Annotated in this window: 15 protein-coding genes; 3 read left to right on the top strand and 12 right to left on the bottom strand. The window is 73.5% G+C overall.

What is annotated here, in order from left to right:
• Positions 1-40 precede the first annotated feature (40 nt).
• The 9 genes from ACGFIZ_RS10545 to glgC all read right to left on the bottom strand — a co-directional run bounded on the left by ACGFIZ_RS10545 (position 41) and on the right by glgC (position 10,899).
• Positions 41-1,273 carry a glycosyltransferase gene (locus ACGFIZ_RS10545; protein WP_393417875.1) on the bottom strand — a complete coding sequence of 411 codons (1,233 nt, stop codon included), beginning with the start codon at positions 1,271-1,273 and terminating at the stop codon, positions 41-43.
• A 44-nt stretch (positions 1,274-1,317) separates the two neighbouring features.
• Positions 1,318-2,781 (bottom strand): lipopolysaccharide biosynthesis protein, encoded by a 1,464-nt coding sequence (locus ACGFIZ_RS10540; protein ID WP_393417873.1) that lies wholly within the window; start codon positions 2,779-2,781, stop codon positions 1,318-1,320.
• 8 nt (positions 2,782-2,789) lie between these two features.
• Positions 2,790-3,734 carry an NAD-dependent epimerase/dehydratase family protein gene (locus ACGFIZ_RS10535; protein ID WP_393417871.1) on the bottom strand — a complete coding sequence of 315 codons (945 nt, stop codon included), beginning with the start codon at positions 3,732-3,734 and terminating at the stop codon, positions 2,790-2,792.
• Positions 3,731-4,759, bottom strand: a complete 1,029-nt coding sequence (locus ACGFIZ_RS10530; protein ID WP_393417869.1) for an NAD-dependent epimerase/dehydratase family protein — start codon at positions 4,757-4,759, stop codon at positions 3,731-3,733. Before ACGFIZ_RS10530 ends, ACGFIZ_RS10535 begins: the two co-directional genes overlap by 4 nt.
• A complete protein-coding gene (locus ACGFIZ_RS10525) occupies positions 4,759-6,111 on the bottom strand; it encodes a nucleotide sugar dehydrogenase (RefSeq protein ID WP_393417867.1) in 1,353 nt (450 codons plus the stop codon). The genes ACGFIZ_RS10530 and ACGFIZ_RS10525 overlap by 1 nt, the downstream gene beginning before the upstream one ends.
• 3 nt (positions 6,112-6,114) lie before the next feature.
• Complete coding sequence (locus ACGFIZ_RS10520) at positions 6,115-7,032, bottom strand: NAD-dependent epimerase/dehydratase family protein (RefSeq protein WP_393417865.1); 918 nt, start codon at positions 7,030-7,032, stop codon at positions 6,115-6,117.
• The gene (locus tag ACGFIZ_RS10515) at positions 7,029-7,757 is read right to left on the bottom strand and encodes a sugar phosphate nucleotidyltransferase (protein WP_393417863.1); all 729 of its coding nucleotides are present in this window, start codon (positions 7,755-7,757) and stop codon (positions 7,029-7,031) included. The genes ACGFIZ_RS10520 and ACGFIZ_RS10515 overlap by 4 nt, the downstream gene beginning before the upstream one ends.
• A 199-nt stretch (positions 7,758-7,956) precedes the next feature.
• The gene (gene pgm, locus ACGFIZ_RS10510) at positions 7,957-9,600 is read right to left on the bottom strand and encodes a phosphoglucomutase (alpha-D-glucose-1,6-bisphosphate-dependent) (protein ID WP_393417861.1); all 1,644 of its coding nucleotides are present in this window, start codon (positions 9,598-9,600) and stop codon (positions 7,957-7,959) included.
• Positions 9,601-9,666: 66 nt separating this feature from the next.
• Positions 9,667-10,899 carry a glucose-1-phosphate adenylyltransferase gene (gene glgC, locus ACGFIZ_RS10505; RefSeq protein WP_393417859.1) on the bottom strand — a complete coding sequence of 411 codons (1,233 nt, stop codon included), beginning with the start codon at positions 10,897-10,899 and terminating at the stop codon, positions 9,667-9,669.
• A 95-nt stretch (positions 10,900-10,994) separates the two neighbouring features.
• Here glgC and glgA point away from each other — a divergent pair, with 95 nt between their 5' ends.
• Positions 10,995-12,203 carry a glycogen synthase gene (gene glgA, locus ACGFIZ_RS10500; RefSeq protein WP_393417857.1) on the top strand — a complete coding sequence of 403 codons (1,209 nt, stop codon included), beginning with the start codon at positions 10,995-10,997 and terminating at the stop codon, positions 12,201-12,203.
• Between the two features lie 21 nt (positions 12,204-12,224).
• On the opposite strand, the gene ACGFIZ_RS10495 is transcribed toward glgA, so the two are convergent.
• Together ACGFIZ_RS10495 and ACGFIZ_RS10490 are read right to left on the bottom strand one after the other, a co-directional pair.
• Positions 12,225-12,680 (bottom strand): type II toxin-antitoxin system VapC family toxin, encoded by a 456-nt coding sequence (locus ACGFIZ_RS10495; RefSeq protein WP_393417855.1) that lies wholly within the window; start codon positions 12,678-12,680, stop codon positions 12,225-12,227.
• On the bottom strand, positions 12,670-12,909 hold the full coding sequence (locus ACGFIZ_RS10490) for an AbrB/MazE/SpoVT family DNA-binding domain-containing protein (protein WP_393417853.1): 240 nt from the start codon (positions 12,907-12,909) through the stop codon (positions 12,670-12,672). Before ACGFIZ_RS10490 ends, ACGFIZ_RS10495 begins: the two co-directional genes overlap by 11 nt.
• Positions 12,910-13,117: 208 nt before the next feature.
• Between ACGFIZ_RS10490 and ACGFIZ_RS10485 the strand changes: the two genes are divergently transcribed.
• Positions 13,118-15,151 (top strand): maltotransferase domain-containing protein, encoded by a 2,034-nt coding sequence (locus ACGFIZ_RS10485; protein WP_393417851.1) that lies wholly within the window; start codon positions 13,118-13,120, stop codon positions 15,149-15,151.
• Positions 15,139-17,241 (top strand): 1,4-alpha-glucan branching protein GlgB, encoded by a 2,103-nt coding sequence (gene glgB, locus ACGFIZ_RS10480; RefSeq protein ID WP_393417849.1) that lies wholly within the window; start codon positions 15,139-15,141, stop codon positions 17,239-17,241. The genes ACGFIZ_RS10485 and glgB overlap by 13 nt, the downstream gene beginning before the upstream one ends.
• A gap of 213 nt (positions 17,242-17,454) precedes the next feature.
• On the opposite strand, the gene ACGFIZ_RS10475 is transcribed toward glgB, so the two are convergent.
• Complete coding sequence (locus ACGFIZ_RS10475; protein ID WP_393417984.1) at positions 17,455-18,438, bottom strand: App1 family protein; 984 nt, start codon at positions 18,436-18,438, stop codon at positions 17,455-17,457.
• Positions 18,439-18,443 lie beyond the last annotated feature (5 nt).

Below are 18,443 nucleotides of genomic sequence, written 5' to 3'. Positions count from 1 at the left end.
GATCAACGACGGACCACGCAGAAGGGGCACGCAAAACGGACTAACCCACCGAAACATGGATGTTTTCTGCCCGGTTGTCGGGGCGCAACGCCTCGAAGAACTCGCCCAGCGGACCGGCGTACACCCGGAAGTCGAACGACTCCAGCGCGCGGGCCCGGGCGGCGGCCCGCATCCGGCGCCGGTCGGTAGGCGTCAGCAGGAGCGCGCGCCCCAGGGTCTCGGCGAGGGCGTCGACCGAGTGGTCCCGGCAGACCAGCCCCTCGACGCCGTCGCGCAGGTAGCTGCCCAGGTCGCTGGTGAGGTTGGCGATGACCGGGGTGCCGTTCGCCACGCTCTCGCAGAACTTCGTGGGGAAGCCCGCGCGGGTGAACCGCTCCTGCGCCCGGACCAGCACGCTGAAGTCGGCGGCCTGGAGGACGGACGAGACCTGCTGCTGCGCCAGCCGGCCCAGCACCCGCACCCCCTGCGGGATCGGGCCGCCGCCGAGCATCCGGCGCACGTCCTCGGGGCCCGGCCCGACGATCCGCAGCTCCACCCGGCCGCCGCCGGCGTTGACCCGGTCCACCGCCCGCACGAGCGTGTCGACCAGGTCCTTGCGGCCCGGCGATCCCGCGTAGACCACCCGGAGCCCGCCCCCACCGGCGTCGTCCCGGCCGGCGGACACCGCCAGCCCCCGCACGTCCAGCGTCGGCGGGACCTGGAGCACGGGCAGCCCCCGCCGCCGGTAGTAGTCGCCCAGGAAGGAGCTGATCGCGATGACGCCGTCGCACCGCGGGTAGTGGTAGCGCCGGGCGAGCTGGCTGCTGAGGTAGAGGGGACCGAGGGCGCCCCCCGGCACCTGCCGCGGGCCGTACCAGTCGACGACGTCGGCGACCAGCGGGATCCGGTGCCGGCGACACCAGCGACGCAGGTGCGCGGCGTACGGGGCGTCGCCGCCGTACAGCACCACGTGGGACGGCCTGGTCGGCTGGGCGTCGAGCCAGCGCACCGTGCGCGCGCCCCAGCGCAGCAGCCAGTGGACGGACTTGGCCAGCCTCCCCGCCCCGTCCGGCGGTATCTCACCGGCGCCGACGTGGCGCACCGAACCCGGCCCGTCGAGCTCGGGCAGCCCGGTGAGCTCCGGGCCGTGCTCGCCGCTGACCACGACGACGTGGCGCCCGGCCGCCGCGAGGCCGCCGGCCTGCCCGTACACCCGCCGGGAGCTGGCCTGCCCCCACGGGAAGAGGAACGGGCCGACGTACGCCACCCAGTCGTTCCGTACGGACTTCTCCACCCGACTCCCCCTGTCGCCTGCGCGAAACGGCCCCGGCACCGGGCTCAACGAACGCCCGGATGGCCGGACACGCCCACCGGCTCGCCGCCGTCCCGCCCCGGTACGGCCGGCGAGGCGTACCGCGCCAGGGCCCGGCGGTAGCCGAGCAGCCCGGCCGGCAGGACCGTGAACGCGTAGCAGGCGACCCCCACGAACGGGATGGCCGTGAGCCCGTACGCGGTTGCGCCGTACCACTTGCCGGGCACCGAGAGCCCGAGGTAGACCACCAGCCCGACCAGTTGGGGACGGACCACGCCGGCGGCGTTCTGCACCATCATCAGCGGGGAGAACCCGCTCAGCAGCAGCCACCACAGCGCGAGGCCGACCAGCAGCCACCGGTCCCCGCCCAGCGGATACGGCAGCCAGGCAGCGAAGAGGCGGTCGCCGAAGGCCACGAGGGCGGTGGACGGAAGCAGGATGCTGACGATCGACAGGAGTGTCATCCGGCGCGCCGTCCGGCGGACCCAGGCCACGTCCCCGCGGGCCAACGCCTCGCCGTTGGCCGCCCAGAGCGGCATGTTCACCATCACCATGAGCCCGCCGAGCTGCATCATGAGCTTGGCCGGGATCGCGAAGGCGGTGGTGCTCGCCAACCCGAGGGTGTGCGCGATGATCAGGTTGTCCACGTTGTTGGCCACCGCCATCACGATGGTCACCGCGAAGAAGAGCCCGCTGATCCGCAGCAGCCCGCCGGCGAGCCGGCGGTCGACGGCGGACGGTCGTGGCCGCAGCTGCGGCATCCGCCACCAGTAGACCCACACCGTGTTGACGACGGTCACCAGCAGCGGCGCCGCCGCCATGACGGCGACGACCGCGACGGGCGGCAGCCCGGCACCGACGACGAGCAGGACCAGGGGCAGGGTGACCAGCGAGCCCACCGCCAGCCAGACGTTGCTCTGCCCCACCTGCTGGTACGCGTACTGCACCCGGTTGACCAGGGACAACGGGATGTTCACCACGAAGGCGGTCAGCCAGACCAGCACCATCGCCCTGGTCTCGGCCGGCGTCAGCTCGTCCGTCACGTTGAAGACCGCCGACCAGGGCACCACCGGCGACACCGACCAGAGCAGGGCGCAGGCCACCGCGGCGAGCGTGCCCAGCAGGCAGTAGGCGGTCGAGACGTAGCTGCGGGCGCGAGCGGTGTCGCCGGTGGCGTAGCAGCCCGCCAACTTCGTCATCAGCCCGGTGCCGAGTCCCAGGTCGGCGAACGCGGCCATGGCCGTCAGCGCGACCACCGACATCCAGAGGCCGTACCGTTGCGGCCCCAGGTACGACAGGGTGACCGGGATGAGGACGAGCGGGACGACCTGACCCACGCCCCGGCTCAGGACGGCGGTGAGGATCCCGGTCGCGAGCCGCCGGCTGCGGGAGGCGCCCGCATCGCCGGGCGGACCCGCCGGCCGGTCCGGGGCGGGCGGCGCCGCCGGGACGCGGACGGCCCCGGCGAGACCCGGCTCCGCGCGGGACATCGCGCCGGTCAGCGGTCGGCCAGGACGCGGCCGGCGTACCAGTCGACCGTCGCGGCCAGGCCGGCGCGCAGCGGGTACGGGCACGCCGTCGGGAACAGCTCCCGCAGCCGCGCGCAGTCGGCCTGCGAGTCGCGGACGTCCCCCGGCCGGGGCGGGCCGTGGACGATCGGCAGGTGCCGGCCGAGCACGGCCTCCAGCTCGGCGATGAGGTCCAGCAGGGAGACCCGCGCGCCGAAGGCGAGGTTCACGGTGTCCGGCGCGGCCACCCGGCGCAGGATCGCGTCGACGATCACCGAGGTCACGCTGCCGACGTAGGTGAAGTCGCGGGTCTGCTGGCCGTCACCGTGGACCTGCAACGGCCGGCCGGCCAGCGCGGCACTGACGAACCGGGGCACCACCGCCGCGTACGCGTGGTCGGCCGCCTGCCGCGGCCCGAAGACGTTGAAGAACCGCAGCGGCAGCACCCGCATGTCGTAGCAGGCGGCGTACGCGTTGGCGTACGCCTCGGTGGCCAGCTTGGACACCGCGTACGGGCTGACGGGCATGGGCCGCAACGTCTCCCGGCGCGGCAGCACGGGGTTGGCGCCGTAGACCGAGGACGAGGAGGCCACGACGACGTGGGGCACGGCGTGCCGGCGGGCCGCCTCCAGCACGGTCAGCGTGCCGGTGGCGTTGGCGTGGTGGCTGCGCAGCGGGTCGTCGATGGACCGGGGCACCGAGCCGAGGGCGCCCAGGTGGACCACGCTGGCCGCCCCGGGCACCGCCTCGTCGAGCAGGTCGGGGTCGAGGACGGTGCCGGTCAGCAGCTGGGCGGGCACGTCCAGCAGGTTGTCCAGCGACCCCGTGGAGAGGTCGTCCACGACGACGATCTCCCGTACCCCGGGGGTCTCGGCCAGGACCCGGACCAGGTTGGCGCCGATGAAGCCGGCCCCGCCGGTCACCACGATCTTCACGACTGCTCCCGTCCGTGGCTCCGCACGCCCTCGGGCCCGCCCGGCGCGACGTGGTGTGGCGTGGCGGCCCGCCAGGCCCGGTACCAGTCGAGCGTCTGCCGGACCCCCTCCTCCAGCGGCACGCTCGGCTCGAAGCCGGTCAGCCGCCGCAGCCGGCTCAGGTCCGGGCAGCGGCGCTGCACCGAGCGGGCCGGCGCCGGCAGGTGCCGCACGTCCGGCGCGACGCCGGCCAGGCGGAGCACCAGCTTGGCGAGGTCGGCGATGTTGGTCTGTTCGCTGTCGTCGCCGATGTGCACGATCTGGTCGTCCGCCGCCGGGGTGGCCATCAGCCGGACCACCGCCTCGACCGCGTCGGCCACGTGGCAGAACGCGCGGAACTGGTCCGCCCCCCAGATCCGGAAGGGGTTCTCGCCGGCCAGCGCCCGCAGGATCATCTCCGGGATCACGTGGTCCGTGCCCATCCGGGGGCCGTAGACGTTGTGGAAGCGGCCGACCACCACGGGGCAGCCCTTGGCGCGGGCCCCGTGCAGCAGCAGCGCCTCGCCGGCCAGCTTGCTGATCGCGTACGCCAGCCGGGGCGAGGCCACGTCGGCGATCGTGACGGCCACCTCCTCGGGGGTCGGCACGGGCACCAGCCCGGCGTCCACCCCGCCGGCGTACACCTCGCTGGTGGAGCTGAAGAACACCTTGGGGCCGGGGTGCAGCCAGTCCACCAGGTGCGCGGCGGTGAGCGTGTTGACCCGCAGCACTCGGGCCGGGTCGGCCTCGACGTTGCGTACCCCGACCACCGCGGCGAGCAGGTACACCTGGTCGACGTCGCGGGGCAGCGCCGGCCACGCCCGCGGCGCGGTCAGGTCGGCCGACACCACGTCCACGGCCGGCGAGTGCCGCAGGGCACCCAGCCGCTCGTCGTCGCGTCCGCGCGAGAAGTCGTCGACGACGGTCACCCGGTGACCGTCGGCGACGAGCCGCTCGACCAGGTGCAGTCCGATGAACCCGGCCCCGCCGAGCACCAGCGCCCGCATCAGGCCGGCACCGTCGCGCTCGACGCGTCCCGGCGCGCCGGCGGCGCGGGTGGCCCGGCGTCGGCCGGCAGGTAACCGATGCCGGCGTACCGCACGCCGGCCGCCCGGATCTCCGCCTCGTCCAGGATCCGCCAGGAGTCGAAGACCAGCCGCACGCCCGTGCCGCGCAGCATGGCGCCGACCGGAAGCGCCCGGTAGTCCGGGTGGTCGTTGAGGACCAGCACGGCGTCGGCCTCCGCGAAGGCCTTGTCCAGGCTGGTGGGGACGCCACCGTGCCGCTGGATCACCTCGTCCGTCACCATCGGGTCGTGCCCCAGCACCACCAGCCCGGCGTCGGCGAGGATCGGCAGCATCGTGGTGACGGGGGTGCCGCGCATGTCGTCGGTGGGGGGCCAGCCCTTGTACGCCCAGCCGAGCACCGCCAGCCGCGCGCCGCGCGCCTCGCCACGCTCCTGCCGCAGCAGCTCGACCACCCGGCGGGCGACGTGCGCGGGGAGGTGCTCGTTGAGCCGCCGCGCGGCCCCGACCAGGAACGGCGGGCGTTCCCCGGCGCTCTCCACCATCAGGTACGGGTCCTTCGACAGGCAGCCGCCGCCGACGTACCCGGGACGGCTGAGGTCGGGCCGGGGGTAGTCGAGGTTGGCGGCCCGGATGACCTCCAGCGGGTCCAGGCGGTGCGCCTCGGCGATGAGCGCCAGCTCGTTGCCGTACGAGTAGATCAGGTCGGTGTGGCAGTTGTTGGCGAGCTTCACCAGCTCCGCGGCCTCCAGGCTGGACACGGGGACGAGCTGCCGCGCCAGTCCGCCGAAGAACTCCAGGCCGGCCCGCAGGCTCGCCTCGTCCAGCCCGCCGACGACCTGCGGCAGCTCGACCAGCTCACGCAGCGCCTGCCCCTGGATGGTGCGCTCGGGCGCCATGACCAGCCGGACGTCGTCGCCCCAGGCCGCTGCGAGGGGCGGCAGCACCACACCTCGGCTGGTGCCGACGGGCACGGTGCTGCGTACCACCACCAGGGTCCCGGGCCGGCACCCGGCGGCCACCGCCTCGGCGGCGGCGGCCAGGTTCTCCAGCCGCGCCCGGTGGCTGGCCGGGTCGACGGGGGTGGAGACGCACAGCACGACGGCGTCGAGGTCGGCCGGCAGGCTGTCGGCGACGAGGAGCGACCGGCCGACCTGGCGCGCGAGCACCTCGTCGATGCCGGGCTCGAAGATGTGCGGCCGGCCCGCCCGCAGCGTCTCGCGGACGGCCGGTTGGGTGTCGACGCCGTGCACCTGGTAACCCTGGTCGGCCAGCGCCGCGGCGAGGGTCACGCCGACGTAGCCGAGCCCGACGACCCCGATCTTCTGGTACAACGTCTACTCCTTCGGCAGCGGTGCGTGGGCGGGGCCGGTGGCCTCGCTCCAGATGGCTTTGACGGTGTCGGCGAGGTCGTACGACGGCGCCCAGCCGAGGGCCCGCGCGGCCGACGAGACGTCGGCGCACATCCACGGCACGTCGGCCGTGCGGGCCGCGCCCGGCGCCGGCGCGGCCTCGGTGACGGCCCCGGAGAACCCGGCGACGGCGGCGAGCATCCGCACCGCCTCCCGGATCCGCACGGCGGATCCGCTGCCGACGTTGAGGACCGGGTCGGGCACCGACGGCAGCCGCACGGCGGCGCGCACCGCGAGCGCCACGTCCCGGACGTCCACGAGGTCCCGGTACGCGTCGAGCGGGCCGAGGGCGATCTCGGGGCCGCCCCGCGCGAGCGCGTCGCGCAGCAGCCGGGCGGCCCGGCCCAGCACGCTCTCCTCCGGCAGACCCGGACCGATCGGGTTGAACACCCTCAGCACCACCGCGTCCAGCCGGCCGGCGGCGACCGCCAGTTCCACCAACCGGGTGGCGCTCAGGTGGCTCAGGCCGTAGCCGCCGACCGGCTCGGCGGGATCGCTCTCCCGGACCGGCCGGCCGTACGGCGGTCGCCCGTACTCGCCGGCGGAGCCGAGCCGGACCAGCCGGGCCCTGGGCGCGGCCAGCGCGACCGCCTCGACGAGCTTCGCGGTCACCAGGGTGTGCGCGCGGACGAGTTCGTGGTCGCTGCCGCCCAACCGGCCGGTGCAGTTGACCACCGCCGTGGGCCGGGCCTGCCGGACGAGCGCGGCGAGGTCGGGCAGCGCGACGTCCACCAGGTCGCACTCGGCACGGCGCGGGCAGACGAGGGTCGCCTCACCGGCGAGGGCCGCCCGGACGTGCCGGCCCAGGAAGCCGGAGCCGCCGAAGAGCAGGACCCGACTCATGCCGGGGTCCGTACCGACGCGGGCAGCAGGATCGGCCGCAGCGCCTCGAAGGTCCGGTTGGCCTCGTCGTAGTCCTCGGGCCGGCCGATGTCGAGCCAGTGCCCCTCGAACGGGTAGTCGGCGGGGTACTGGCCCTGGCCGATGAGGTCGAGCATCAGCTCGTCGAAGCCGAAGGCCCGGCCGACCGGATAGGACGCGATGGTCTTGGTGGACAGCCCGTAGACCCCCATGCTGACCCGGTAGTCGAGGGTCGGTTTCTCGGTGAACTCGACCACCCGCCCGTCGGCCACGGAGAGCACGCCGAAGTCGATCCGTACGCTGCGCCGGAAGGTGGCCACGGTCACCGGCGCGCCGGACGCCACGTGGGTGCGCAGCAGGTCGGCGTAGTCCAGATTGGTGAGAATGTCGCCGTTCATCACGAGGAAGTGCTCGGGCAGCCTGTCGCGGAGCCCGAACAGCGGCCCGACGGTCGACAGCGGGACGCGTTCCTCGGTGTAGTCGACCCGCAGCCCGAAGCGTCGGCCGTCGCCGACGAAGGCCCGGATGAGCGATCCCAGGTGGTTGATCGCCAGCGTGGCGTGGGTGAACCCGCACGCGGCGAGCTGGTGCAGGACGATCTCGAGAATCGCGTAGCTGTCCCCGATCGGCACCAACGGTTTCGGCAGCGCGGTGGTGTACGGCCGCAGGCGGGTGCCCAGGCCGCCTGCCATGATCACGACGTGCATGTCGCACCGATCGGGCCGGCACCGCCGGTGGCCACGGTTTCCAACGTCGCTCCCATCCATGGGGTTGCCGGTTCTGTCCCCAGGCGCATCGCCTGCAACAGGACTAACGGGCACAATCGACGTTAGTTATGCCAAATGTCCGACTTCCCGGGCGGCCGGAAGCTGCCCGGACCGGCGGCGGTCCAGGGGCGGCGGCCGGTCAGGCCTGCTTGAGCACCTGCGTCACCAGCTCGCGGGCCTCGTCCTGGATGCGGGCCAGGTGCTCCGGGCCCTGGAACGACTCCGCGTAGATCTTGTACACGTCCTCGGTGCCGGAGGGGCGCGCGGCGAACCAGCCGGAGGCGGTGCTCACCTTGAGCCCGCCGATCGGGGCGCCGTTGCCCGGCGCCGTGGTCAGGGTCGCGGTGATCGGCTCGCCCGCCAGCTCGGTCGCGGTCACCTGCTCCGGGGAGAGCCTGCCCAGCACGGCCTTCTCCGCCCGGCTGGCCGGGGCGTCGATCCGGGCGTACGCGGGGGCGCCGAACCGCTCGGCCAGGTCCGTCCAGTGCTGGCTCGGTGTCCGCCCGGTGGTCGCGACGATCTCCGCGGCGAGCAGGCAGAGCAGGATGCCGTCCTTGTCGGTGGTCCAGACGCCGCCGTCGCGACGCAGGAAGGACGCCCCGGCGCTCTCCTCGCCGCCGAAGCCCACCGTGCCGTCGAGCAGGCCCGGCACGAACCACTTGAACCCGACCGGCACCTCCAGCAGCGGCCGGCCGAGGTCGGCGGCCACCCGGTCGATCATCGAACTGGAGACCAGGGTCTTGCCCACCGCGGCGGCCGGGCCCCACCGGTCGCGGGTGCGGAACAGGTGCGCGATGGCCACCGCGAGGTAGTGGTTCGGGTTCATCAGGCCCCCGTCGGGGGTGACGATGCCGTGCCGGTCGGCGTCGGCGTCGTTGCCGGTCGAGACCTGGTAGTCGGCGCGGGCCGCGATCAGCGACGCCATCGCGTTCGGCGAGGAGCAGTCCATCCGGATCCGGCCGTCGCCGTCGAGCGTCATGAAGCGCCAGGTCGGGTCGACCGTCGGGTTGATCACCGTGAGGTCGAGCCGGTGCCGGTCGGCGATCTCCCCCCAGTACGCCACGCTGGCCCCGCCGAGCGGGTCCGCGCCGACGCGCACCCCGGCGGCCCGGACCGCGTCGAGGTCGACGGCGGCGGGCAGGTCGTCGACGTACCGGCCGAGGAAGTCGTACCCGCCGGTGGTGTCGGCGGCGCGGGCCCGCGCGTACGGGATCCGCCGCACCTCCGTCAGCCCGCCGGCCAGGATCGCGTTGGCCCGGTCCTGGATCCACCTCGTGACGTCGGTGTCGGCCGGCCCGCCGTGGGTCGGGTTGTACTTGAACCCGCCGTCCTCCGGCGGGTTGTGCGACGGGGTGATCACGATGCCGTCGGCCAGCCCCCGGGTGCGCCCCCGGTTGTGCGCCAGGATGGCGTGCGACACGGCCGGGGTGGGGGTGTAGCCGTCCCGGCTGTCCAGCAGCACGGTGACGTCGTTGGCGGCGAGCACCTCCAGCGCGTCGACGGCCGCCGGGGCGGACAGGGCGTGGGTGTCCCGGCCGAGGAACAGCGGCCCGTCCAGCCCCCGCTCCCGCCGGTAGTCGCACAGCGCCTGCGTGACGGCGAGGATGTGGTCGGAGTTGAACGCGTTGCGCAGGCTCGACCCCCGGTGGCCGGACGTGCCGAAGGAGACCTGCTGCGCCGGGTCGGCCGGGTCGGGGTGCTCGGCGTAGTAGGCGGTGACCAGGCGGGGCACGTCGACCAGGTCGGCGGGCTCGGCGGGCTGGCCGGCACGGGGGTGGGCCACTGCTACAACCTCCAGGGACGGTACGGACCCTCACTCTTTCCCGGCGACGCCGGTGTCACACGTGGCTCAACGCTCCACGCGCTGCCCCTTGCCGATCACCACGATCCCGTTGTCGGAGACCGTGTACCGCTGCCGGTCCCGCTCGAGGTCGACGCCGATCTCGGCGCCCTCCGGCACGTAGACGTTCTTGTCGAGGATCGCCCGGCGGACCACGGCGTGCCGGCCGATCTCGACGCCCTCCATGAGCACCGCGCCGTCGACGTGCGCCCACGAGTGGACCCGGACCTTCGGCGAGACGACCGAGTTCTCCACCAGCGACCCGGAGATCACGGCGCCGGGCGAGATCATCGAGCCGACGGCCCGGCCGACCCGCTCGCCCCACTGGTGCACGAACTTCGCCGGCGGGTACGGCGGCTGCTCGGTGTAGATCGGCCACTCGAAGTTGTAGAGGTTGAACACCGGGTGCACGTTGATCAGGTCCATGTGCGCGTCGTAGAACGAGTCGAGCGTCCCCACGTCCCGCCAGTAGCCGCGGTCGCGGTCGGTGCTGCCCGGCACCTCGTTGTCGCGGAAGTCGTAGACGTTGGCCTCGCCCCGCTCGACCAGCATCGGAATGATGCTGCCGCCCATGTCGTGCTTGCTGGTCTTGTCCTCCGCGTCGCGCTCGACCGCCTCGCACAGCGCCTTCGTGGTGAACACGTAGTTGCCCATCGACGCGTAGATCTGGTCCGGGGCGTCCGGCAGGCCGACGGCGTCGGTGGGCTTCTCGCGGAACGCCCGGATGCGCCGGCCGTCCTCGGCGACCTCGATGACGCCGAACTGGTCGGCCGTCGACAGCGGCTGCCGGATGCCCGCGACGGTCACCCCCGCGCCGGAGGCGATGTGGTCGTCCACCATCTGCCGCGGGTCCATCCGGTAGATGTGGTCGGCGCCGAAGACGATCACGTAGTCCGGCTGCTCGTCGTTGATCAGGTTGAAGCTCTGGTAGATCGCGTCGGCGGAGCCGGCGAACCACCACGGGCCGCGGCGCTGCTGGGCCGGCACCGGCGTGACGTAGTTGCCGAGCAGCGTCGACATCCGCCAGGTCTTGGTGATGTGCCGGTCCAGCGAGTGGGACTTGTACTGGGTCAGCACGACGATCTTCAGGAAGCCGGCGTTGGCGAGATTGGACAGCACGAAGTCGACCATCCGGTACATCCCGCCGAACGGCACGGCCGGCTTGGCCCGGTCAGTCGTGAGCGGCATCAGGCGCTTGCCCTCCCCGCCGGCAAGCACGATCGCGAGCACCTTGTCAGCCATGCTCAGACGCTATCCACCCGGGCCCGACTTCACCACTCGGACGGGCACAGTCGCGTGCCGGGTGCGCGGCGGGCTTCTGCACTAGGGTGCCGGGCATGACCGAGTCCGCACCGCTGCGCGTCGACCTGCTGACCCGCGAGTACCCGCCGGAGGTCTACGGCGGGGCCGGCGTGCACGTCGAGTACCTCGCCCGGGAGCTGCGCCGGCTCGCCGACGTACGGGTGCACTGCTTCGGGGCGCCGCGCGCCGAGCCGGGCGTCACCGCCTACGCCGAGCCGCCCGGCCTGGCCGGCGCGAACGCCGCGCTGCGCACGATGGGCGCCGACCTGGAGATGGCCGCCGGCTGCGCCGGCACCGACGTGGTGCACAGCCACACCTGGTACGCGAACCTGGCCGGGCACACCGCGAAGCTGCTGCACGGGGTGCCGCACGTGGTCACCGTGCACAGCCTGGAGCCGCTGCGGCCGTGGAAGGCCGAGCAGCTCGGCGGCGGGTACGCGCTGTCGTCCTGGTGCGAGCGCACCGCCGTGGAGGCGGCCGACGCGGTGATCGCGGTCAGCGCGGGGATGCGCGCCGACGTGCTGACGGCGTACCCGGCGGTCGGCCCCGACCGGGTCCGGGTCGTGCACAACGGCATCGACACCGCGCAGTACGCCCCCGACCCGGCCACGGACGTGCTGGACCGGCTCGGCGTCGACCCGTCCCGCCCGAGCGTCGTGTACGTCGGCCGGATCACCCGCCAGAAGGGCCTGCCGTACCTGCTGCGGGCGGCCCGGGAGCTGCCGGCCGACGCCCAGCTCGTGCTGCTGGCCGGCGCGCCGGACACCCCGGAGATCGCCGCCGAGGTGGAGGGCCTGGTGGCCGAGCTGCGGGCCAACCGTTCCGGGGTGGTCTGGGTGGCCGAGATGTTGCCCAAGCACGAGGTCATCCAGGTGCTCACCCACGCCACGGTCTTCGTCTGCCCCTCCGTCTACGAGCCGATGGGCATCGTCAACCTGGAGGCGATGGCCTGCGAGACGGCGGTGGTGGCCACCGCCACCGGCGGCATCCCCGAGGTCGTCGCCGACGGCGAGACGGGCCTGCTGGTCCCGATCGAGCAGGCCACCGACGGCAGCGGCCGGCCGCTGCACCCGGAACGCTTCGTGGCCGACCTGGCGGCCCGGCTCAACGAGCTGCTGGCCGACCCGGCGCGGTCGGCCGAGTTCGGCCGGGCGGGGCGGCAGCGGGCGGTCGAGCACTTCTCCTGGGACGCCATCGCCACGCGGACCCTGGAGGTGTACCGGTCGGTCGGCGCCGCCGGCTGACGCCGCGCCGGCCGTCCCGCGTCAGCCCTCAGGCGTGATCAGTGAGAGCCTGGGGAAGTACGTGCGGTACCGCGCGCCGTCGCGCGTGAGCAGCCGATACCCGCAGACGGCGGCGTGCGCTCCGATGTAGAAGTCCGCGATCGGCGACCGCTTGGTGCCGCCCTGCCCGCGATACCTGGCGTACGCCTTGCCGGCGAGGAAGCCGGCCGGGTAGGGAAGCTCCTCGCGGAGAAAGTCCCCGGCCGGTAGCGCCTCGTCGAGTTCCTCGATACCGGCGAACCGCACCGACACCTCGGCGTAGACGATCGGGTTGATCACCAGGACGCCCGTATCCCGCGCGGCGGCGAGCGCGTCGCCCGACCAGCCGGCCCATCGCGGATCTTCGGTGAGGATGTCCAGGAGCACGTTGGTGTCGACCAGGGTCGTGGCGGTGTCGGCATCCCGCTCCGCCACGGCGCGGAGGCGGTCATTCGCCACGCAGCAGCTCCATCAGCTCGTCGGTGGACATACCTTCGGTCTGCTTGGCGCCACCGCGGCCGCGCATGTGACGCACCAGGCGCTGCCCCCTGCTTTCGGCCCCGCTCACTTGCACGATTCGCAGCGCGCCGCCTTCCTCCACCACATCGACCTCGTCGCCTTCGTGCAGCCCGTACCGCGCACGCAGGGCGGCCGGGATGGTCACCTGCCCCTTGCTGTTCAGCTTCATCGCGCCTCCCTGATACGTAATACAGATGATACGTGTCGACGGGCACACGGATGCACTCCGCCCCGGGTCTGGGCAGCGGTGATGCGGTCACGAATTTCGATGCGTGCGCACGGTAGGAGTCTTCGGCACAGCACGGGAGCGGTGCAAGACTTCGGTTCGTCGACCCCGCAGCCGAGCGCGAAGCGATCTCGCGCAGTACGTTGAACCGGTGACCGGACGGTTCCCGATCGAAGACGTGACCCCCGTCGTCTCCTGCGGTCGCTACCCCGCGAAGGCGGTGGTGGGCGAGCTGGTGCCGGTGTCGGCGCGCGCCTACCGGGAGGGCCACGACGCCCTCGGCTGCAACGTCGTCTGGCTGGGCCCGGACGGCCGGGCGCGCCCGTTCACCCGGATGCGCCCCGGCGAGCCCGGCCAGGACCGCTGGCACGCCACGATCCGTCCCGACGCGGTCGGCGAGTGGACCTTCGCCGTGGAGGCGTTCGACGACCCGTACCTGACCTGGCAGAGCGCGGTGACGAAGAAGATCGCCGCCGGGCAGGGGCCGGCGGAGCTGGCCAACGACCTGGCCGAGGGCGTCCGGGTGCTGACCGCCGCCCTGGAGCTGGTCCCGGCCGCCGACGCCGACCGGGTACGCGCGGCCGTGGCGGCGCTGGCCGACGAGCGCAGACCCCCGCAGGAGCGGGTCGCCCCGGCGCTCGCCCTCGCCGACCTGCTCTGGGAGCATCCGGTGCGCGCGCTGGTCACCACCGGCGAGCAGCGCCGGCTCTGGGTGGACCGCCCCCGGGCGCTCTTCTCCGCCTGGTACGAGTTCTTCCCCCGCTCGGAGGGGGCGATCCCGGCGACCGTCGACGCGCCCGCGCGCTCCGGCACCTTCGCCACCGCCATCCAGCGGCTGCCGGGGGTCGCCGCGATGGGCTTCGACGTGCTCTACCTGCCCCCGATCCACCCGATCGGCCGGGTCAACCGCAAGGGCCGCAACAACGCGCTCACCGCCGGGCCGGACGACGTCGGCTCGCCCTGGGCGATCGGGGCGGCCGAGGGCGGCCACGACGCCATCCACCCCGACCTGGGCACGGCGGAGGACTTCCGGGACTTCGTGGCCGCCGCCGCCGAGCAGGGCCTGGAGGTGGCGATGGACCTGGCGTTGCAGTGCGCCCCGGACCACCCCTGGGTGACCGAGCACCCCGAGTGGTTCACCACCCGGGCCGACGGCAGCATCGCGTACGCGGAGAACCCGCCGAAGAAGTACCAGGACATCTACCCGCTGAACTTCGACAACGACCCGGAGGGCATCCGGGCGGAGATCCTGCGGGTGGTGCTGCACTGGGTCGGCGAGGGGATCCGGATCTTCCGGGTCGACAACCCGCACACCAAGCCGCTCGACTTCTGGCACTGGCTGATCGGGGAGGTCAAGAAGGTCGAGCCGGACGTGCTGTTCCTGGCCGAGGCGTTCACCCGGCCGGCCGTCATGCACGGCCTCGGCAAGATCGGCTTCACCCAGTCGTACACGTACTTCACCTGGCGCACGAGCGCGGCCGAGATGCGGGCGTACTGCCTGGAGCTGGTCGCCGCGGCCGACTACATGCGCCCGAACTTCTGGCCGAACACGCCGGACATCCTGCACGAGTCCCTCCAGCACGGCGGCCCGCCGATGTTCAAGATCCGGGCGGTGCTGGCCGCGCTGCTCTCCCCCTCCTGGGGCATGTACGCCGGCTTCGAGCTGTTCGAGCACGAGGCCCGCCCCGGCGCGGAGGAGTACCTGGACAACGAGAAGTACGAGCTGCGCCCCCGCGACTGGGCCGGCGCGCAGGAGCAGGGGCGGTCGCTGGCCCCGTTCGTCGCCACCCTCAACCGGGTGCGGCGCGAGAACCCGGCCCTGCACCGGCTGCGCAACCTGGTCTTCCACGAGATCGACAACCCGGCGCTGCTGTGCTGGTCCAAGCGCGACCCGGACACCGGCAACACGGTGCTCGTGGTCTGCTCGTTCGACTCTCGCACCGTGCAATGGGGCAACACCACGCTGGACATGCCGGCGCTCGGCCTCGACTGGCACGAACGGTTCACCGTGTACGACGAGCTGACCGGCGCCAGCTACGACTGGGGGCAGCGCAACGCGGTCCGGCTCGATCCGTACCTGCAACCCGCGCACGTGTTCACCCTGCCCCGGCAGTCTTCCCCGCCCAGCACCCCGACCGCCCCGACCTTCGCGGCCGGAAAGGACGACGAACTGTGGACGAGCTGATCGCCGGCCGGGCGCACGACCCGCACGCCGTGCTCGGCGCGCACCCGGCCGAGGGGCGCACCACGATCCGCACCCTGCGCCGGGGCACCGGCGAGGTGTCGGTGCTGGTGGACGGCGAGCGGCACCCGGCGACGCGGGTGCACGACGTGGGCGTCTTCGAGGCCACCGTGCCGGGCACGGTGCTCGACTACCGGGTGGAGGTGGACGGCGTCGTCCACGACGACCCGTACCGGCACCCGCCCACGCTCGGCGAGCTGGACCTGCACCTGATCGGCGAGGGCCGGCACGAGCGGCTCTGGGAGGCCCTGGGCGCCCGCGTCCTCGACGGGGGCGTGGCGTTCGCCGTGTGGGCGCCGAACGCGCGCGGCGTCCGGGTGGTCGGGGACTTCACCGGCTGGGCCCCGGACGACGGCTGGCCGATGCGCTCGCTGGGCGCCAGCGGGGTGTGGGAGCTGTTCGTCCCGGGCGTCGGCGCCGGCGCGACGTACAAGTACCGCGTCCTCGGCGCCGACGGGCACTGGCGGGACAAGGCCGACCCCCTGGCCCGGTACGCGGAGACGCCGCCGGCCACCGCGTCGGTGGTGCACCACTCGACGTACGAGTGGTCCGACGCCGACTGGCTGGCGCGGCGCGCGGGGCGGGCGCCGCACCGGGAGCCGATGAGCGTGTACGAGGTGCACCTCGGCTCGTGGCGGCCCGGCCTCGGCTACCGGGAGCTGGCCGAGCAGCTGACCGCGTACGTGACCGAGCTGGGCTTCACGCACGTGGAGTTCCTGCCGGTGATGGAGCACCCGTTCGGCGGCTCCTGGGGCTACCAGGTCACCGGCTACTACGCCCCCACCTCCCGGTTCGGCGATCCCGACGAGTTCCGCCACCTGGTGGACCGGCTGCACGCCGCGGGCGTCGGGGTGATCCTCGACTGGGTGCCCGCGCACTTCCCGAAGGACGAGTGGGCCCTGGCCCGCTTCGACGGCACCCCGCTGTACGAGCACCCCGACCCGCGCCGCGGCGAGCACCCCGACTGGGGCACGTACGTCTTCGACTTCGGCCGGCGGGAGGTGCGCAACTTCCTGGTCGCCAACGCGCTGTACTGGCTGGACGAGTTCCACGTCGACGGCCTGCGGGTGGACGCCGTCGCCTCGATGCTCTACCTGGACTACTCCCGGGCCGAGGGGCAGTGGGCGCCCAACGTGCACGGCGGCCGGGAGAACCTGGAGGCCATCGCGCTCCTGCAGGAGGTCAACGCCACGGTCTACAAGCACCACGCCGGGGCGCTGATGGTGGCCGAGGAGTCCACCGCCTGGCCCGGCGTCACCCGCCCCACCTCCGACGGCGGGCTGGGCTTCGGGTTCAAGTGGAACATGGGCTGGATGCACGACACCCTGCTGTACGCCTCGAAGGACCCGATCTACCGGCAGCACCACCACCATCAGCTCACCTTCTCGCTGGCGTACGCGTGGAGCGAGAACTACGTGCTGCCGATCAGCCACGACGAGGTGGTGCACGGCAAGGGCTCGCTCGCCGCCAAGATGCCCGGGGACGCCTGGCAACGGCTGGCCAACGTGCGGGCGCTGCTGGCGTACATGTGGGCGCACCCGGGCAAGCAACTGCTGTTCATGGGCTGCGAGCTGGCCGACGACCGGGAGTGGAGCGAGGAGCGCGGGCTCGACTGGTACCTGCTGCACGACCCCGGGCGGGCCGGCGTGCGGCGCCTCGTCGGCGACCTCAACCGCGTCTACCGGGACACCCCGGCGCTGTGGGCGCAGGACACCGACCCGGCCGGGTTCCGCTGGATCGCCGCCGACGACGTCGCCAACAACACGGTCTCGTTCGTCCGGATCGCCCCGGACGGCGCGACGCTGGTGTGCGTGGCGAACTTCTCCGCCGTACCGCTCGAGGGCTACCGGATCGGCCTGCCGGCGGCCGGGAGGTGGGCGGAGGTGCTCAACACCGACTCCCACCACTACGGCGGGTCGGGGGTGGGGAACCTGGGCGCGGTGGAGGCGGAGGGCGTGCCGTGGCACGGGATGCCGGCGTCGGCGGCGCTGCGGGTGCCGCCGCTGGGCGTGCTCTGGCTCCGCCGGGACTGAGGCGGGCGGGCAGGGTGGGAGCAGCTGCTGGGTTGGGGCGCTGTGGAGCTGCCCCGCCTGTGCGCCCGCCAGGCGCTGGACTGCCCCGTTCACGCGGGCAGCTCCACAGGAGCGCGCCGACGGTACGCCGGACCGCGCGACGGCTGTGCGCGGTCGCCTCGTCGACCGGCGGGGTAGCCACCACCGCCAGGGTGGGCAGCCCGCCGAGGCCGGTCAGACCAGGCCGGCCTCGCGCAGCAGCTTCCACAGCCCGGCGCCGTCCGGCGCGGAGAGCCACTTCTGCCCCACCGGCCCGGACGACGACCGGCCGGCCGGGGCGGGCAGGGTGCCGGCCAGCACCGCCTGGGTCGGCGAGAGCCGGCGGATCGCCACCCCCGCCACGTTGTCCGGGTGACCGGCGGCGAACTCCCGGTAGATCTCCTGGTCATGCTGGCCGTCGTCGCCGATCAGCAGCCAGCGGACGTCGGGGAACTCCCGGGCCAGCCGGGCGAGGGTGGCCCGCTTGTGCTCCCGGCCGCTGCGGAACCACCGGTCGTTCGTCGGCCCCCAGTCGGTGAGCAGCAGCGGCCCGGCCGGGTAGAGGTGCCGGGACAGGAACCGGGTCAGCGTCGGCGCGACGTTCCAGGCGCCGGTGGACAGGTAGAACACCGGCGCGCCGGGGTGCGCGGTGACCAGCCGCTCGTAGAGCACCGCCATGCCGGGCACCGCGGCCCGGGCGTGCTCGTCGAGGACGAACGTGTTCCAGGCGGCTAGCAGGGGCCGGGGCAGCGCGGTCACCATGACCGTGTCGTCGATGTCGGAGAGGATGCCGAACTTCACGCTCGGGTCGAGCACCCGGATCAGCGCCTCGACCGGCTCCGCGTCGGCCACGCTCAGCCGCACCGACGCCCAGCCGGGGGTCAGGTCGGCCTCGACCACGGTGTCGACGAACCCGCTGCGGTCGGCCTGCGCCTCGTGCCGCACCCCGCCGGCCTCGATCGTGACCGTCGCGTACTTGGCGGGCAGGGTGGTGAAGCTGCGCCAGCCGCGGACCTTCTCGGGCCGCTTGCGGGCGCGGACGTCCGGGCGGCACAGCAGCACGCGGCACAGCACCCGCGCCCAGCCCGGGGCGCCGTACCCGGCGTACGCGACGATGTTGATCTTCCACCCGGTGCGCCGCAGCCTGCGCTCCACCAGGTTGTGCACGGCGTCCTCGATCCGCG

This window comes from Micromonospora sp. NPDC048830 (assembly GCF_043198215.1).
In the GTDB taxonomy this organism is placed as follows: Bacteria; Actinomycetota; Actinomycetes; order Mycobacteriales; family Micromonosporaceae; genus Micromonospora.
The sequence above is the reverse complement of the archived record's forward strand: the minus strand, read 5'-3'. Positions and strand labels throughout refer to the sequence as shown.

What these genes read in the sequence shown, in the direction of transcription:
- ACGFIZ_RS10515 (WP_393417863.1), bottom strand. Translation starts at nt 7,757, where the DNA reads ATGCACGTCGTGATCATGGCAGGCGGCCTGGGCACCCGCCTGCGGCCG.
- glgA (WP_393417857.1), top strand. Translation starts at nt 10,995, where the DNA reads ATGACCGAGTCCGCACCGCTGCGCGTCGACCTGCTGACCCGCGAGTAC.
- glgC (WP_393417859.1), bottom strand. Translation starts at nt 10,899, where the DNA reads ATGGCTGACAAGGTGCTCGCGATCGTGCTTGCCGGCGGGGAGGGCAAG.
- ACGFIZ_RS10520 (WP_393417865.1), bottom strand. Translation starts at nt 7,032, where the DNA reads ATGAGTCGGGTCCTGCTCTTCGGCGGCTCCGGCTTCCTGGGCCGGCAC.
- ACGFIZ_RS10490 (WP_393417853.1), bottom strand. Translation starts at nt 12,909, where the DNA reads ATGAAGCTGAACAGCAAGGGGCAGGTGACCATCCCGGCCGCCCTGCGT.
- ACGFIZ_RS10540 (WP_393417873.1), bottom strand. Translation starts at nt 2,781, where the DNA reads ATGTCCCGCGCGGAGCCGGGTCTCGCCGGGGCCGTCCGCGTCCCGGCG.
- ACGFIZ_RS10530 (WP_393417869.1), bottom strand. Translation starts at nt 4,759, where the DNA reads ATGCGGGCGCTGGTGCTCGGCGGGGCCGGGTTCATCGGACTGCACCTG.